Genomic DNA, 17,696 nt, shown 5'->3' on the forward strand with positions numbered 1-17,696 from the left:
AAAAGTACTGTCATTCATTTTCTTTTTTCAATAATGTAGCAATCACAAGCAGAATATCCAGTGAATCTGAATTTTTTTTAGATTTTGCTATTTCAAGCTTTTTAATGTAAATTCTTTTTTTCTGCTCAATCTCATAAAGCAACTCAGTTAACTGCTTCATGTTCATCCCAGTCAAAGCAGTGATTAATTCTGATTCACGATAATCACTTTCACCATCTATTTGTGACATCTCTTCAGTTTTTTTATTGTTAGTAAGTGCAAATTTCTCAAGGATCTGAGCAAAATATCCTCCAATTTTAAAATCAACCTCTTCTTGCAACATCTTATCAACCGCTATCCTTTGAGTCTGGACATATAGAAGCTGCTGTCTAATCATCTGAACTTCTTCACGCAGATCATTCAAGGTATACAATTTTTTCTTGTAAAAACTTATAGTATTGTAATACTGAAGTCCCAAAAGAGACACCAAACCAACCACCGCTATTATAAATCCTAAACAATATTTTTTCACCATAGTATTATCGGCCTGATGCACCAGTTCAAGCACACCATTGATTGTATCAAAGATCCTCATGAAACTTCCTTTTCAATTGGAGCCAGTCCTATATTCATAGTAAATTGCGGATTATCTTGAGGAGGTATAGTTGCAAAAAGCTTGGATGATTTTAATTCCCGCTCTAACACTTTTAAAGCCTCGTAATCTTTGACTTTTGCCTTCAAGGTTAAAATACCTTCACCTATAGTAATTTTTTCAAGTTCAAAACCAAGCATATCTTTATCAATTTTTTCCGTTAATTCAAGTAAATAATGCAAATATCGAGACTGATTAGCATAGGAAAAAGCGCCCCACAATTCCTTTTCAGCAGTAATAGCCTGTTGTGCCTGATCTATAATCTCATCAATATTATTTTCTTCACGTGGAATTTTTACAAACTGTTCCTTTAAAGCTTTGATTACCTCCATTTTTGACTGTTCTATTTCATCGGTTAACTTGTGCACTTGCGTAACATGAACAGTAATCAAAGTTCCCAACAACAATAAAGTCAAAAATAGTCCAACGAATAACTGTTTCAACAGTAACATATTATCTTTAATCGCAAATGAATCCTTCAAAAGATTAAAAGACTCATTTACTTTGTGTGTAGTTGCACTACCAATACTATATAACATATCTGAAGTAGTACTTTCGTTAGAAAGCTGAAGAAATTGATTTGAGCTCATCAAAAAATAATGAACTGGCATATGTAGAAGCTCATTCAAATAGCTATCAAATCCATCAATTCGAGAGGCAACACCATATAAAATTACCGTATGAACGATCGAATTCGGAAGTTTACTTTGATAAGAATTAATTGTAAATACAATAGGCTCAATGATCACTTTGATTGCAGACTTGAACGACATAATTTCAGCATCCTGCTCAGCCGCAAAGCCAAAACGTATTAATTTTTCAAACAGATCGTGTGGATTATTTCCGCTATTTTCAACAGTTTTTTTAAGCGCAGCACCCAATCCTTGCTGAAGGACACGTACTATTTTAAATGCATGTTGCGTAATAAAACATATTTTTGTTGAACTCATACCAATATCCAACAAAATAGTATTGCCATTACCATTCTGCTCTGGAAATTGACAATATAATCCATAGATTCCAAACAGATCAACCGTAACTGTTTCTGGCGCAATTCCTGCGGCAGCAAGCAATGCCAAATGTGAGGCAATATACGTTTTTTGAACACATGCGGCCATTACTTTTGCACTATTGGTTTGCTGGTCAATATGAGTAATAATAAAATCTATAACTGCATCATTCCTATTAAACGGCAATAAAGATTCAATTTCATACTTAATTACGAGCTTTATCTTTTCATAATCTGTAAAAGGAAACACCAGCTCTTTGTAAAACACATGACTACTGTGAATATGGGTACGATACGCGACATTACCAAAAAGCTTTTTGATTTCCATCAGTGGTTTAATATGCGGATCGATAGTTTTATCCTGATCATTACCTTCTACAGGAATGGTAACCTGTTTTTCAATAGTCTGACTTATCCCTTTTGCCCATACAGCCGTAGCAAAAATAAAATGCTTTTGAATATCAATACCAACAATCATTTTTCCAAAAAGTAGGTTGTCGCCAATCTTTTCCGGTAAAAAAATGTTTTTGATCATACCCGTTCTCCTGCGTGCTCAGAGGTACAAAGGGCTGAAAGATCGACTTTTTTTGTCTTCTTTAACTTCTGCACCGGAAACTCCTGTTCAACCATGCTTACTTGTAAAGGTATCGGCTTATCTGTCTGCGCAATCTGCTTTTCAAGCTCCTTTGGCTCGGCCGTTAATACTGGTTTTTCTAATGCCGCTTTTTTTTGAAGCCTTAAGGATTTACGCATACGCTTACGTTTGATAATCACATTGCTATTTACTTTTCCAAAAAATGAATCTTCTGCTTGAGTAACAAGTGAATTTTTGGGTTCTTCAAAGAACATTTTATGCACAGGATCCTTACGATCTGAAGCAGAAGCCATCTGACCAAGTGTCAAATAATACTCATCTGCATGTTTTTGAGTCGCTTTGGTCATCTCAACCTTATCATGAGGATCAACAATACGACAGGTAAGCAGGATAAGCAAATTATCTTTTTGAACAGCTTTCTGTTTATTTTTAAACAACAACCCAATACCTGGAAGATCACCAAAAAATGGGGTTTTATTCATATCATCATTTGACTGCGCACGAGCCAGTCCCCCGATTCCCAAAACTTCTCCATCTGCAAGCGTAGTCGAGGTTTTTAACTGCCGCACATTTTTCGTTCCATCATTGACAGAGCTTGAATTGGTAAAATCATCATATTTTACATTAAGGTTCAACTTGATCATGCCATCCGAATTAACTTGCGCCTCAATTTCAACGCGTAATTCTGCAGCCTGGTCCCCTTGCGCAGTTTGAGTTGTACTGCCCACAATGGTTGACGTTACCACACGTCTTGTTTGCCCAAGTGAAACGATAGCCGGGGTTTTATTGGTAACTGTTAAAAATGGATTTGCAATTGTATTGGTATTTGCAACCGTTTGTAATGCCTGAAAAACACCCCACACATTATAAAGATCTGATCCTAATGATAGAATAGTATTACCCGAAGCTGCACCCTGCACAAGTTGAAGCAGGTTTCCCAATAGTCTTGTCACCCCATTTGATTCTTGAAAGTTCTCAACAATACCTTTGTTTTGAAACAGGCCAGAAGTCTGGAACTTAATATTTTGTCCAAGCAATGATGAATTACCCTCTTTACTTCTTATTTGCGCACCGATCGACTTTGTATCTTTAATAACAACACTTAAAATGAGCATTTCAACTTCCACCTGCACAGGCGGAGCATCAAGCTTTTCTAAAATCTCAACTGCAGTCATATAATCTTCAAACTTACCTTTAATCACCAGCCTATTTGTCTCTTTTTCTGGAACAAATAAAATCGGCTTCATATACTGATCTTTACCCCGTGTTCCACCAAATTTACCTGCTTCAGTATCTTTGCCAAACTGAGTCACATTATTCATGATATCAGCGATAGTATTTGCATCAGCATATTTCAGCTGATATACAAAAAATGCGGCATACGGTTGACTAAGCTCTGTATCAATATATTTTGTAATAAACTCTTCTACTTTTTTTGTTGCATCGTAAGGCCCAATCAAAATAAGCGCATTTCGACGTGGCTCGACAATCATCTTAAGATTTTCCGGGAAATAACTACTTGTTGGCTGCTTCCTTTGAGTCGGAGGAGCAAACCTGTTTTGATTATTTTTTTCATCACCAGTAATCGTATCATACAGCTCTTTCACCGTTCTGGCGTCAGCCTGTTTTAACTGAAGCAACGACATAGTCTGAGGCACTGCCGCCTTATCCACCTCTTTAATGATCTCCATTAATTTTTTAATATTGTAAGCACGATCAGTTAAAATGAATGCCTTCTGCTCTTGCAAAATAATGAACATTGATGCACTACTTCTTAACGCATCAACCATCGTTTTAATTGTTTCCATGCTGCTATTTTCAATAAAATAGACAAATCTGATCAGCTCATCTGAATCAGGAAGTTCAGTATAAGCAGAACCGATAAAAGATGGCATCGGCATCTTACGCGCAGACTCTAAATTGGTAATACGATAGGTGCGAGGCAAAGCATGTTTGACTACAGAAAGTCCCGCAATCTGCATGAAGGTAACAAAGAGCTCCCACGCTTGCGTTCTTGTCAAAGGATGTTGTGTTTTAAAGGTTAACTTATTGCCCTTAATAGCCCGTGCACCTTTTAATAAAGGTTCTATTGCATCGTCACTTAAAAAACTAATATCAAAAATTAACTCAACCTGTTTAACCAAATTAATTAAGTCAGCATTTTCAAAATTAAATTCGATAAACTCTTCAGCATCAGCTTCAGCCTCTTCTGGTGCATCTGAGCCCTTATCGTCAAGGTTCTTCATAATTGCCACCATTGATCGATCTTCTACCTCCGTTTTTGCCGGTTGGTCAAACTCTTTTTCAAGATGATCGGCCGCCACTGGCACCTCTTGCGCAGCATTTGCAGCAAGCATAATCTTTGGTGGCAGATCGTATGCAGTTTCTACTAATGATTCTGTTTGATTGTTGAATGCAATAATATCCTTTTTTGAAAAGCTCCTTTTTTGCTTGGCAATCACTGCAATTTGCAAAAAGCAACAAAAAAACGCACTTAATAAAACATATGTGTTATATCTTTTCATCTTCAGCTTTCTTCAAATGTTCGGGTGACTCAGCGTGCGTTACCATGTTATGCATCTCTCGTTTACGTACAACATCTTTCATCTGCGCAAACATATCATCACTATCATATCCATTATCATAATCTAAATCATCAGAAAAAGGTTGTTGCACAGATGGATAATCTATCTGCAGATTATTCTGATTCGACGCAGCACCAGGTAACTGTTGTGTTGGTTTGGTACTTTTAATCGTAACTTTTTCCTGTTTCATCTCTTCTATTTCATAAAAAAACTGTCCCAACCTACCATTTCTTAAAAACTTTACTTCAACAACACCAGGCAGATTCATTTTAATAATAGTATTATAAATAGTAACACGATTTTGAATCGTCGTTGCCGGAACTTCTTGAATCTCAGTCACAATGTCTCCCGCTATAAACCCAAGCGCAGCACCCAGTGAATCTTGTGAAATGGAACCAATTCTCATACCAACTGGCTCACCTTTTTGATAAGCCGTCGTTAAGTTGAGCATTTCAATAAAATGGGGCAGATTTTCAACACGCTTTAAAAACGGAAATGAAGCAATATGAAAATGTGTTCCGTCCTTTCTGGTAATACTCGTATGCCAATCATTAATCTGAGCAAATGCGGGATCAGTTTTTGCGTCCTGTTCACGTAGATAAAGCACTTCCTGTTGCCCATTATTACGTAATAATATTATTTTATTACTAAAAATTCGTATTAACTGTGCATCTTGCACCGTATCACCTACCTTGAACGTTCCTTCCTGGTTTGTTTTATTGTCAGCAATCATAGCATTGCTTTTCGTATCATCCGTACTTACAATAATCCCCCTGAGGGTGATGTTCAAAGGTTCCAAAAAAGTAAGTTTTGGTTGTTCAGGCGGCATCACTCTTTGTGGCATTGGTGGCTCTGGGGGCAGCTCTACCTTTTCAGGCTTTGGTTTTTGAGGAACCTGCTTTTTAAATGTTCCAAAAAGGTCATGTTCATAAATATGCCTGATATTAATAGCAATCTGCTGCTCCTTTTTTGGTGCACTATATAAAATAGGCTCAATATCTTTCCGTTCTGGTACACGTACCCTAATAAAATATGTCATAGCAAACGTGAGCATACACAGAAGTAACAAACTGCTATTTACCAACCAAAACGGACGACTCATACAACATCCTCATATATTTCTTGTACAAACTACTGTTCTTCAGTTTCATCTGTCAATAATCGATTCATGAAACTAAAGTATCACTATCATGGAACTGGAATGGTACTCACGATCTTTTTTATCAAACCATCCTGTGTCACCCCATCAGTTTCTGCATGATAGGTTAATGCAATTCTGTGTCGCAATACTGCCGGCACAGCCGATTTTACATCGTCTGGCGTTACAAAATGACGACCCTTTAAAAATGCCTGGGCTTTTGCTGCTTGAAACAGTGACAAGGTTGCGCGTGGAGAAACTCCATATTGAATGTAATCGGCAATCTCATGCAGTTTGTAATCTATCGGAGTTCTGGTTGCATAAATCAGATTAACAATATAATCGATAATCTTTTCATCGCAATACACCGCTTGCACAAGTGCATGTGCTCGCAAGATATCATCTTTATGCAAAATTTCACTCGCAACCTGCGGCCGGTTCGAACGCTTGACTATCTCCTTCTCTTCCTGCACTGACGGATATTTTACCGTAAGCTTGAACATGAAACGATCAAGTTGGGCTTCCGGAAGTTGATAGGTACCTTCCTGTTCAACCGGATTCTGGGTTGCAAAAACCAGAAATGGCGCGTCTAGCTTGAATGTATGCGAACCGATCGTGACCTGTCGCTCTTGCATTGCTTCAAGGAGCGCTGCTTGTACTTTTGAAGGAGCACGGTTAATCTCATCGGCTAAAATAAGGTTTGCAAAAATAGGTCCTTTACGCGTCTCAAAATCATGGGTCTTTTGATTAAAAATAAGGCTACCGATAAGATCCGAAGGCAACAGATCGGGTGTAAACTGAATGCGTTTAAAATCAAGCCCAAGCGCACATGCTACTGCTTTGACCATCGTCGTTTTTGCAACACCTGGCACACCCTCAAGCAAAATATGCCCGTCAGATAACAATGCCATGATGACTTCTTGTACAATCATGGTTTGACCAACAATTACTTTGCTGACTTCCAACGCAAGTCCTTGAAATCGCTGACTTTCCTCTTTTATCTGATCAATTGTCGTCGCGCTTGGTAGTTCATTTTGTACCATCATACATAAAACCTTTTAAAAAAAGTTCACAAGTTTGTGTTTTATTGTAATCTATTCCCTATAGGATGACAATCCGATAAAAATTATTAACTGTTTGGAAAGGGGATTGTAATGATTATTTCTGGAAAAGAAATTTATAAAAGGCTGGGAAAGACCATTTTTATTGAGCCTTTTCACCTGGAACAGCTCAACCCAAATAGTTATAATTTGCGACTCCACAACGAACTGATGATATACAATGAACCGGTACTTGATATGAAAAGCCAACATCAGTACAGCAAACTGACCATTCCAGCAGAGGGCATGGTACTCGAACCAGGCAAACTCTATCTTGCACGTACCGTTGAATACACCAAAACCCTCGAAGCAGTGCCAATGCTTGAAGGCAGATCCTCAATCGGTCGACTTGGCCTTTTCATTCATATTACTGCCGGATTTGGCGATGTAGGCTTTGCAGGGTTCTGGACACTTGAAATGTTTTGCGTACAACCGATCCGAGTCTATGCAGGGGTTGAGATCTGTCAGATCTTTTATCATACTCTTGAGGGAAATTTTGATCTGTACCGCAGCAACAAGTATCAGAATAATAATGGCATTCAACCGAGTATGTTGTACAAAGATTTTGAAAAACAGATCTAACAAGGGACTATTCACTGCTTCATTTCTTAAATCCTTGTCCTTGTATTTTAATTATTGGTAAGATTTTATTGAAAATTAAAATCAAGAAGCGTGTTATATGTTTTTTTTGTATATAAGTTTGATAGTGTACTTTGTTACCATTCCATTTTTTGCATCACCTTTTTTCAATCTTTTTAAACCTCACAAGAACGATTGGACCGCGGAACGAAATAACTTTAAAAAACTGACTGCCGACCTGAACAATTTTGAAAAACAGTGCAATGATTGGTTAATACAGCGTTCTCCAGAAAATTTAAAAATTATTGAAGCCTTTTTGGATTACCTTGATTTGGGAAATCAGAACCTACTTGAAAATAAGCCTGAACGATATGAAAAAATCAAGACGCTTACCGATACCATGCGTAATCGTTTATTTCAGGAAGGCAGCACGGTTTATTTACAACAGCTGAATGGTTATTTGAACGGTTTAGATGAATTTTTAAAGAAAGAATTTCCTGAGTTGCCACACATAAATTCATATGGTCTGGCGACAGTTGAAACGTTGATTAAAAAAGAGCAAGAACGCGTGAAAGGCGAATTTGGGAATTTGATTCAACAGAAAAAATTTGTTCATACAGAATTATTGAATATTACAAGTAAAATTGAAACTCAGACTTTAAGGCGTAATGAGTTACTTGCACAGCAGAAACAAGTTCAGCAGAAGCAAAAAACCTTACAATCACTTGAAAATATTAAAGAGGACAAAGACTTAAATGAACAGAAAGAAAAAGAAAATAAAAAGACAGTAGAACAATCCAGTGAATACGCTAAATTGAAAGAAATATTATCTACAATTGAACCTCTTAAAAATAGTATGATTAAATGGAATTCTGATTTTATTCGTGATGAAATACTGGAAGCAGACATAGAGAATCAATTGAATGAAATACTAACGGGATTATCAGAAATCATAAGTGGTTTTAAGAAAGATATAAACTCTTTTAAAAATATACGTCAAAAAATATTATCAAATGGATCTGAAACAGAATCATTTAAGACCAAGGAATTGGAAAAACTGAAAAACATAATACAACTTAAAATAAAAGAAAAAGAAGAAGCAATTAGGACCCATGCCAGCGAAACAGATAAACTTACTCCAGCTAATCTGACACAACTTAAAAAATTAACGCAAGAAGACGTAACGCTTGGTTTTCGAATAGATGAGCTTGAAAAAGAGCTTGAAAAAAAGCAAACTGAATTTCAGAAGCAAAACGAAGAATATTTACGGCTGCAAGGTTTATTAACGAAAATGCCACAGGATACGGATTATATAAATATAACAAACGATGACCAAGTAATTAGGGCCCACAACACTTATTTTCAAAACACTTTTAAAGAGTCAATACAATTTTACTCTACCTTATCATTGCATATTTTTCTTGTTCGATGGGCTTTATACAAATGTGTAAGACTGCCAAAATTTAACACAGAAAAAGGCAAAAATCCACTCGGCACACTGCAGTTTAATAAAAGTATTACAAGACAGTTAAAAGAGGTCAAAGCAGATGCAGAAAAATGGGTAAATACATTGATAAGCAAACCAGTACATAAAACAGTAATGGGAGAGGTCACAAATGTAATAGATTATTATTACGATCCTGGCGAAAACCTCAAAAAAGAATTTGCTGAACTCAAAGAGAATATCTTTGGCAGTATAAATTCAATCATTGGGCAAATTAACAAAAAAATAGACCCCTTACCTTTATTGATTCAGAACAGCATACTATCATTTAATAATGATTTTAAACAGTTGAATGCTTGGTTTAATCGCACCGAGCATTTTGAACAAATCGATAAGCCTGCCAAAAATGCAATTGTACAACCTGATACTGTATCAAAGTTACAACAAGAATGCATTGAGTCTTTTTTGAAAAATATGGTTGATTTTATTAAGGTTGAATTACAAAAAGAACTAAAGGCAAAAAATAAACAGTTACAAGAAGAACTGAAAGCCTTATCAGTTAACAGTCAAACAGAAAATCCATTGATCAAAAGTGATCAGGATTTTTTGAAAGAAATCGATCCCTATCAACAGAATCTTATTATGATCATGTATTTTCAGACAGAAATTTTGGAACAATATAAGGCTTTTTTTGCTAAGGACGCAGACAAAAACTCAGTTTTTAATCAAACTCACACAAAATTAATGCAACTTGGCTTAGAATCAAGATCAATACAGCGTGGAATCGTAATTTCATATTTAAACTATTTTGCCAAACCATTAACACCAGATGAGATGCCAAAGCCAAAAAACACTACACCAGAACATCAACCAGTTTTAAAACACATAGAACAGATCGCCAAAGACATAGCCTTATGGCAGGGAATAGACTGTTTTAAAAACATTTTTCCGTGGATATGCGATGAAATTGTTAATAATACAAATAATACTAAAAAGTCACTTGTAAACCAACAGCAGATCAATCTGGCTGAGTTACAATTAAAAGCTCATCTTGAAAGTGCACGGAGCCGTATCAATAAGCTGCAAGGTAAATCTGACAATAAGTTGTTTCAAAAATTTAATGAACTATTATTGCAAAAAGAAGAATGGCAAAAAACAACAGATACATGCAAACAAAAAAGGACGGAAGAGGTACAATGAAAAAAATTTCTCTTGCAACTCTTTGTCTTACAGCTGCTCTTAACCTATTTTCACAACAGTTACAAGAGGCGTCATACAGAGATTTCGGTTTATTGAAAATTGATGACATATTAATTTATATCAATGAAAATAAGAATTCATATTTAAAACAGCTGCTCATTTTAGACTTTTTGGATCGAGGCATTGTACAAGTTTTTCGTGATTATGAACAAGATCAAACGCAGTTTAATAAATATTTGACACGATTGAAAAATAAAAGAAACGATCTTTATGAACATTATTTTTTATATAAATCTAGCTCATACGCAAAAATTATTTCTGAATATAGACTGTTACAAAATCAATATAAACCTGATCGCATTAAGCGATTATTAGATGATGCCACACTAAAACCTTCATCTATGATTCACCATATCACTGAAACTATTGTGAAACTAAAAAAACAAAATGAAACATCTTTACAAAAAGAACTTGAAACAATAAACACAGAACGACAAGACGGCGAAAAGAAAAGAGAAGAACTAACAAACGAAAACGTAAAGATTGGACAGGAAATAAACGAACTGGAAAGCAAAATTAAAAAATTTGAAAAGATCAATGCATTAAAAGCTAGCAAATTCGAAAAAGAAAAATTTTTAAAAGACTTAAACAAGAAAGACGAACTTAGTCTATTAAATATCAGAAAAACAAACTTAAACACTATTATAGAATTTATTAAGACATACAATGAAAATGTAAAAAAAGAAAAACAGAAAAGGCTTGATTCCAAAAAAGCAGAGTCAACCAATGATTTTTTTTCTTGGTTGCCAGATTCGATAAAAGAGGTGTTTACTAATGCTGATCAGTTGCCAAATGATTTAATCCAAAAAAGAAGCACCTATGAAAGGCAAATTACTGAAATTGTTACTCAAAGCAATCTTATATTCGATGCAACAAATCTCATAACAGACGATCTTTTTAATCTTGAAAAAGTCAATGAAATCAAACTGCTGCTTGAAGCCGAGCTGAACGCAATAACTGCAGCAATAACAAACAATGCTAAGGCAATAGAAGCGAATACTCAGGTGATAGCAGAGCTTGAAAAACAGATTCAAGAAAACATGACCGGTCTGAACAACGATACCTCAGATAGCGCTTTAAAAAACATTGAAACCAAACTACGTGAACTCAAAGCACAAAGTGAAGCAAATAAAAAGGAAAAGAAAGTATTACAGGTACAACAAAATGTATCAAAAAAGATTCAAAAACATAAAGAAACTGCGCAACAATCACTCCAGAAGCAATTAAGTGAGCTTAACTATAAAAACTACGCAACTGAATTTATAAAAAAGTTCTTTAGCACGACTGAACAAAAAGCAGCCACTGAAATTGAAAAAGATAAGAATGTACTGATCAAGCAATCTGAAAAAACAGACAACCTGTTTTCATTTGTTGAAAGCATTGAAACTTTATCCCATGAACTGAATAAACTTTTGTTGCTCGTGCCGATAAAACAGACAATACGTTTTGACGAGCTTGCGGCGACAAACAAAATAATCGCACCAGTAAATTCTCGTCGATTAGCAAAAAAAATGTTAAACCAAGCACAAAATAAAGCAGAAGATGCTAAAAAAAGCTTGCTTAATTTCTGGACAGCGGTCAAAACAATGGGGAAAAACAATCCAACCTCAAAACAAGCACCTGAGAAAAAATCAAAAAATCCTGAATCAGAACTGTCAAAAGACCTTTATTTCGATCTTTCAACATCAGGACCATTGGTTGAAAACGTGGCTGCACATATTGAATCTGTTTTTGAAATGCTGCATGGATTTTTGCCCTCGATGAATGATGTCATGAATACACATAACTACCTTGAAATAAAACTGATTAAACTGTTATACATCGACCCGATCAGATCACAACTTGAACAGTTAATGAATACCATCAAAAAAGTTGGATTAGCTGACAAAGGAAAACTTCCTGATTTGCAAAACAAATTAAAAACAGTTGATGCGACGATTAATAATGCAATAACTACTATGAAAGAAACTAACGATAAACCGTACTTTGAACCTGAGATTATCCAATTAATAGACAGCAAACAGTTGATTCAAGCAGTGTTCAAGACTATTGCCAATCAGTATGAAATCATTATTGCTCCGATTGCAAACAAATTACCCAAGGACAATAGAAATCAAGCTATGCCAAAATCCACAAATCCATTTGACAATCTAGATACACAAACCGAAAATCTACCAGGAGGGCAAACTGAAACCGAACAACAACCCACCAACCCCTTTGATGTTCCAATTATGGAGTGGGACGTGTTAACAAAGGTAAAGCTCTCATTAAACCATCTCGAACGAAAAGTTAATAGCATAACTTATGCCCTTCAGACGATCTTTAATACTACAGAAACAAGAGAACTTGGCAAAAAAGAAAAAGAAGCCATAATTGAAAAAATGAAATCTGCATATCAATATCTTAAACTACAGATGCAAATGAGCATCGAAAAAGCAGTTAACAAGTTAAAAGATCCATTGAACCTCGCAACTGAAATATCACTTCTAACTATTGAAAACAATCAGCTGAGCGGCCCAGTTGCACAGCAGGCAGATTTGATTGCACAGTTAAAATCAAAACTGATCGACCTGCAGTTATTAAGATCCCCAAACACTGTCAAAAACAATCAAAAATCCAACTTTTTTGAAACATTAACAAATGATTTCAATGAGATGATTGATGAACATAAAATCACACTTTTTGGTCAATGGAAAAGTGCACAGTTAAAAGCTTTAACTTCGGTCCTCAATTTAATGAGTGATATAGGAAAGTCGTAACTATCAAATGTTGAGGCCCACATACTAGTATGCCGCTCACTTTTGCATTAAAACATGATGACATTGCAAAAGTTAACTACCTTTTTCTAAATAATATTATTTTTTGAAGCTGGATATGCTACTGTCCTCATCCTCAACTGGATAGTTTGGATCCTCCAGTACTTTAAAATTTTCTCCATTGAAACCAATGTTTTGCAAGAAGGTTATGAATTCAGATTCATTTTATCCCAGTTCTCCTTCAAAGAAGTGTATGTTTTCACCATCTTCTACGAAGCGTTCAGCTCTGCCGTCAGTATTGTTTTCATTTTCAGTAAGTTCACTTTCACTAGCGTCCTCTTCAACTACTGAGTTGGAGCTCTCATCGCTTAACGTAGAAGCTTTTTTTTCAAAATCGATATGGTTTCATCTGTATTTTGTCCAAAGTAGATTTCAAGCATATAGTCGAGGTTCTCTAGCCATGTATTATCTTCTTGAGTAAACACATTCTTTAACTCTTTATTTACTAATCGATCAGAACGCAACATGGTAAGAAATAATTTCCCAAATGGGCTTTTAATAGGATCAAGTGTATCAGAATATCTAGACTTTCTCTCATTGTAAACTGGTTTAAAACATGGTCGACTTTGTTCTACGAGAATTCTTGCCTGATCTTCCAAGGAAGGATATTGAAAAATAGATAGCTTGTGTTCTGTTTCATGGACATAGATTTTTGACTTTTTAAACATGTCTGAATCCGTTATACTGTCAGATGAAACGATAGTTAAATGAGACATGTCTGCGTCAACGGCATTTGAATTTGCCGCTTCATTTACAATATTCCCTACTATGGCCAATAAGACGTTATTTCGTTCTGCATTGATCTTTTTATACCATGCCTTAATTGGCTTTATCAAACAGGCGTGCTTTTTATTGAATTCTTTACAAGTGGCTCCTACCACACAAATTAATTCATAGTCAGGAATGATGATTGACGCGAGTTGTTCTAGTTTTTCTTCGTTTCTGTAAATTGCGTGACCCTTGTAAGTTTCCATTGCAGTTGATACAGTTTTTGTATCGATTTGTGTTGATTCAAGCGACTCGCTAGTTTTGTTTATTGCATTAATTATAGTACCAGATACATGTTCCATAGAAGCTTCTAATGCTAGATACCCATTACGGTTTTGTATGTTATTCATTGCATCTATTTGGCCTATCAAATTAAGGGTACATACATAAAGTAGTTTTTTCATCAGACTTCCACCTAGTTTTTTAAATATAATATTATCTTTAAATATAGCTTAAAAATAATTCATTTAAAGAGTTTTTTAAAAATAAAATGTTTTCTAAATTTTCTATTCCTTTCACCGTAGGCCAAGTTGCTCTTGATGTAAGTTGCGTGTATTATTATTCATAAGTTTTATTTCATTTTCAGCAGGAAAAGTATGTCCAAGAATGGTTCTGCACTCGATCGTCATCCAACTTACGAAGTTGTTATTGGTATTGAAGTCCATGTGCAACTCAATACGAACACAAAGATTTTTTGCGCCTGTTCAAATGCGATTTCAACGGTACCTAACAGCAATACATGTCACATCTGCACAGGTCACCCAGGTGTTTTGCCAGTTTTGAATGAAGCGGTCGTGGTTGCAGGTATCAAAGCTGGACTTGCGACTAATAGTCAGATTGCGCAAGAATCATTCTTTGATCGCAAGCATTATTTTTATCCGGATTTGCCAAAAGGTTATCAGATTACACAACAATACAAACCTATCTGCTTGAATGGGTATGTTCCAATTCGTCTGACTGATGGAGCAGTAAAAAAAATTAAGTTACGTCGCATTCACATTGAAGAAGATGCAGGTAAAAATACACATGTAAAAGCAAGTAAAGAAAGTCTTGTTGATTTAAATCGTGCTGGCACTCCACTGCTTGAAATTGTAAGTGAACCCGACATTTCATCATCGGAAGAAGCACGTGCATATCTAAAAATGTTGCGTGCTACAGTGCAGTATGCGGGAATCTGCACAGGGAATATGCAGAATGGTGCGTTTAGAGCTGATACAAATATTTCGGTTCGCAAAAAAGGTACAACTGAACTTGGAACAAAATGTGAACTAAAAAATATTAACTCATTCAAATTTATTGCAGATGCAATCGAATATGAGATTGAAAGGCAGATTGCGCTTTTAGAATCAGGCCAAAAAGTCAAGCAGGAAACACGCCTGTGGGATACAAAAAACAAAGTCACAGTTTCCATGCGTTCCAAAGAAGAAGCGGCAGATTATCGTTACTTTCAGGATCCAGATCTACCAGGCATTCAAATATCAGATGAACTTTTGCAAACAGTAAAAGCAGCTATGCCTGAGCTGCCATTTGAAAAATTTGATCGATACGTTACTGAATACGGCCTGTCGCCTTATGAAGCAGACATTCTGGTTGAAGAATATGAACGTGCAATGTATTTTGAAAAAGCATATTCGATGCATCGCTCAAAAGCAGTTGTTAACTGGATTTTGCGTGATGTCTTGGGTTTTATTAATCAGCAACAGATAAGCCTGACAGAATGCAAAGTGACCCCCGAACATTTAGCAACAATTGTGAAAATGATTGAAGACGGTCTGATCAATGGTTCATCAGCAAAAACTGTTTTTGAAACAGTTGCACAAACTGGCCAAAATCCTGTTGAAGTGGTCAAACAAAAAGGATTAGAGTCTGTCGGAGCTGAAGATGATTTTATATTGATTGCTCAGAAAATCATCGCACAGAATCCAGATATTGTGGCACAATACAGATCCGGTAAAGAAAAACTTTTCGGCTTTTTTGTTGGTCAACTGATGAAAGAAACAGGTGGCAAAGCAAGCCCACAGATGATCAATCAGATATTTAAAAAACTATTATAACTCAGCGGTCCAATTTGTAAGCAGTACATTTTAGATTTGAAACGGCCCTTGTAATCATAATGTTTAGCTCTATTTTGATAAAATTACATGGTTATGACAAAGCTCTTTCTCGGTGGACTGAGGACCGCGATAAAGCTATTTAAAAAGGGTTTTATAGTTTTCATAGCCCTTTTTTGACAAAAAAAATGTTTTCGGTACAATGATGGTGTGAATATTTTCAATATTATTTTATAATAGAAAAAATATTTAGAACGCGATACGTGTTTTAAATGCGAGGATTTAAATGAAAATAGATTGTAAAACATTATCTTGCTTAACGGTTTCAATGGCTATTTTTACGGTTCATATGGACGCTGTTCCTGTTGAACAGGCACTTGAGATTAAGAATCAGTGTACGGTAATTAAACGTATGATGCATGGGTTGAATGATGGTTTTGAATTGTTACTTGACAAGGGCGATGCTCAAGCATATGAAAAGATCTTAAATTCTATATCGGTGCTTGAAAAAATTGAACAAAAAGCAGGGTACGATCAACAGCTGACAAATATTTTTAATGATATGGTTAGTATGATTAATAATCAGGTTCTGGCGATAGCTCGTTTTGTAAAAAGTAAGCCCGCACAGCCAGATATGAACTATGTAAATCAATTTAAAAATGAGATTGATCTTATTGGTCTCATGGATCTGTCAAGTAAAGAGCTCCAGCTTGTTTCTCAAAAACTTTTGCAAAAGGGACACAAGCATGAAGCTGTGGTTGTACATATGATTTCGGGAGATATTACAAAAATAAGACAGAAATGGGATGAAAAAATCAAAAAAAATTCCCTTGTCATGATTAGTAATTTATATAATAGCATGAAAAATTAATAAATTTGAGTTGTTGGTAACGTCTACGTACAGTGTTATTTTTTAAGAAAAAAGCTAGCGATGGTTGATGTAAAAACGATTGAGCTTCTGATAAGGCTTATCTCATTTAGTTTCGCCTATGTGTTGGTGAGTACCATACCTTCAGCCATTAGATCGCGAGTAGCTACCTATTTTGGCGATGATACAAGCGAGCAACTCGGTTTAAGCTCTTTCAATCCAGTTAACCACCTTGATATTGTTGGCTTTTTGGTTTTAATGTTTTCAACAGTATGGGGTTCTCTGATTGGTTGGGGAAGGAATCTTATTACCAATCCATTTGGGGTGTATGGACCATACAAAAAATTGAAGCTCATTGTTATTTATTATACGGATGTGGTAGTACATTTTTTAATGGCATGTATAGGTATTATTATTTTTGTAGTTATTTTTAAAAATCATGTCAAAGATTTTGCTTACTTTATCTCAGTTGATGAGTATATGCCCTCAGTTGCTCCAGATATTTCAGGGCTCATTGACCTGATGTTAATGTATCGATTTATGAGTAATACTTTTTTAGTAAAGGCATTTCCGCATGTGTCATCTTTTCATGTTATCATCGGTTTTATTTCTATAGCAGCAGCTTATTTGCATATTGTCCTTGGCGTCTTGTATATGATTTTGAATACGCGCGAATTGTATATGCTTTTTTCTTCCGATGAAGATGATATTGCGGCTTATGAGCAAATGCGGTCCGGAGCATCCACTTTTTTTGTGCCGTTATTACTGTTATTTTTTTTGGCAGAACCGTTAAGGGAACTTGTTGTACGAGTGATAACAATGATAGCTATCGCGCTTGCTGCTATTATTTAA

The 17,696-nt window shown here is 35.6% G+C and carries 12 protein-coding genes; 6 read left to right on the forward strand and 6 right to left on the reverse strand.

Features of this window, described 5'->3' with window-relative positions:
- Window positions 1–10: 10 nt before the first annotated feature.
- The 5 genes from IPG37_03655 to IPG37_03675 form a co-directional block, all read right to left on the reverse strand.
- Window positions 11–574, reverse strand: coding sequence for a hypothetical protein (locus IPG37_03655; protein QQR53528.1), 564 nt, complete (start codon window positions 572–574; stop codon window positions 11–13).
- Window positions 571–2,175 carry a pilus assembly protein PilM gene (pilM, locus tag IPG37_03660; GenBank protein ID QQR53529.1) on the reverse strand — a complete coding sequence of 535 codons (1,605 nt, stop codon included), beginning with the start codon at window positions 2,173–2,175 and terminating at the stop codon, window positions 571–573. Before pilM ends, IPG37_03655 begins: the two co-directional genes overlap by 4 nt.
- Window positions 2,172–4,760, reverse strand: a complete 2,589-nt coding sequence (locus IPG37_03665) for a hypothetical protein (protein ID QQR53530.1) — start codon at window positions 4,758–4,760, stop codon at window positions 2,172–2,174. The genes pilM and IPG37_03665 overlap by 4 nt, the downstream gene beginning before the upstream one ends.
- On the reverse strand, window positions 4,747–5,922 hold the full coding sequence (locus IPG37_03670; protein ID QQR53531.1) for a hypothetical protein: 1,176 nt from the start codon (window positions 5,920–5,922) through the stop codon (window positions 4,747–4,749). The genes IPG37_03665 and IPG37_03670 overlap by 14 nt, the downstream gene beginning before the upstream one ends.
- Before the next feature lie 86 nt (window positions 5,923–6,008).
- The gene (locus IPG37_03675; protein ID QQR54283.1) at window positions 6,009–7,001 is read right to left on the reverse strand and encodes a MoxR family ATPase; all 993 of its coding nucleotides are present in this window, start codon (window positions 6,999–7,001) and stop codon (window positions 6,009–6,011) included.
- A gap of 111 nt (window positions 7,002–7,112) precedes the next feature.
- Between IPG37_03675 and IPG37_03680 the strand changes: the two genes are divergently transcribed.
- The 3 genes from IPG37_03680 (at window position 7,113) to IPG37_03690 (ending at window position 13,100) form a co-directional block, all read left to right on the forward strand.
- Window positions 7,113–7,640: a dCTP deaminase gene (locus tag IPG37_03680; protein ID QQR53532.1), complete on the forward strand. Its 528-nt coding sequence runs from the start codon at window positions 7,113–7,115 to the stop codon at window positions 7,638–7,640.
- Window positions 7,641–7,737: 97 nt separating this feature from the next.
- Window positions 7,738–10,281, forward strand: coding sequence for a hypothetical protein (locus tag IPG37_03685; protein ID QQR53533.1), 2,544 nt, complete (start codon window positions 7,738–7,740; stop codon window positions 10,279–10,281).
- A complete protein-coding gene (locus tag IPG37_03690) occupies window positions 10,278–13,100 on the forward strand; it encodes a hypothetical protein (protein ID QQR53534.1) in 2,823 nt (940 codons plus the stop codon). Before IPG37_03685 ends, IPG37_03690 begins: the two co-directional genes overlap by 4 nt.
- Before the next feature lie 365 nt (window positions 13,101–13,465).
- Here IPG37_03690 and IPG37_03695 read toward each other — a convergent pair whose 3' ends face one another.
- Window positions 13,466–14,329, reverse strand: coding sequence for a hypothetical protein (locus tag IPG37_03695; protein ID QQR53535.1), 864 nt, complete (start codon window positions 14,327–14,329; stop codon window positions 13,466–13,468).
- A gap of 192 nt (window positions 14,330–14,521) precedes the next feature.
- Here IPG37_03695 and gatB point away from each other — a divergent pair, with 192 nt between their 5' ends.
- From gatB to IPG37_03710, 3 genes are all read left to right on the forward strand, one after another.
- Window positions 14,522–15,979 (forward strand): Asp-tRNA(Asn)/Glu-tRNA(Gln) amidotransferase subunit GatB, encoded by a 1,458-nt coding sequence (gatB, locus tag IPG37_03700; GenBank protein QQR53536.1) that lies wholly within the window; start codon window positions 14,522–14,524, stop codon window positions 15,977–15,979.
- A gap of 283 nt (window positions 15,980–16,262) precedes the next feature.
- Window positions 16,263–16,847: a hypothetical protein gene (locus tag IPG37_03705; protein ID QQR53537.1), complete on the forward strand. Its 585-nt coding sequence runs from the start codon at window positions 16,263–16,265 to the stop codon at window positions 16,845–16,847.
- 60 nt (window positions 16,848–16,907) lie between these two features.
- Complete coding sequence (locus IPG37_03710) at window positions 16,908–17,696, forward strand: hypothetical protein (protein QQR53538.1); 789 nt, start codon at window positions 16,908–16,910, stop codon at window positions 17,694–17,696.

The sequence above is a fragment of the bacterium genome (genome assembly GCA_016699125.1).
In the GTDB taxonomy this organism is placed as follows: domain Bacteria; phylum Babelota; class Babeliae; order Babelales; family Vermiphilaceae; genus AWTP1-30.

Excerpts from the sequence above, each read along its gene's own strand:
- IPG37_03685 (QQR53533.1), top strand. The coding sequence starts at position 7,738 with ATGTTTTTTTTGTATATAAGTTTGATAGTGTACTTTGTTACCATTCCA.
- IPG37_03680 (QQR53532.1), top strand. The coding sequence starts at position 7,113 with ATGATTATTTCTGGAAAAGAAATTTATAAAAGGCTGGGAAAGACCATT.
- gatB (QQR53536.1), top strand. The coding sequence starts at position 14,522 with ATGTCCAAGAATGGTTCTGCACTCGATCGTCATCCAACTTACGAAGTT.
- IPG37_03655 (QQR53528.1), bottom strand. The coding sequence starts at position 574 with ATGAGGATCTTTGATACAATCAATGGTGTGCTTGAACTGGTGCATCAG.
- IPG37_03690 (QQR53534.1), top strand. The coding sequence starts at position 10,278 with ATGAAAAAAATTTCTCTTGCAACTCTTTGTCTTACAGCTGCTCTTAAC.
- IPG37_03695 (QQR53535.1), bottom strand. The coding sequence starts at position 14,329 with ATGAAAAAACTACTTTATGTATGTACCCTTAATTTGATAGGCCAAATA.
- IPG37_03665 (QQR53530.1), bottom strand. The coding sequence starts at position 4,760 with ATGAAAAGATATAACACATATGTTTTATTAAGTGCGTTTTTTTGTTGC.
- IPG37_03675 (QQR54283.1), bottom strand. The coding sequence starts at position 7,001 with ATGGTACAAAATGAACTACCAAGCGCGACGACAATTGATCAGATAAAA.
- pilM (QQR53529.1), bottom strand. The coding sequence starts at position 2,175 with ATGATCAAAAACATTTTTTTACCGGAAAAGATTGGCGACAACCTACTT.
- IPG37_03710 (QQR53538.1), top strand. The coding sequence starts at position 16,908 with ATGGTTGATGTAAAAACGATTGAGCTTCTGATAAGGCTTATCTCATTT.
- IPG37_03705 (QQR53537.1), top strand. The coding sequence starts at position 16,263 with ATGAAAATAGATTGTAAAACATTATCTTGCTTAACGGTTTCAATGGCT.
- IPG37_03670 (QQR53531.1), bottom strand. The coding sequence starts at position 5,922 with ATGAGTCGTCCGTTTTGGTTGGTAAATAGCAGTTTGTTACTTCTGTGT.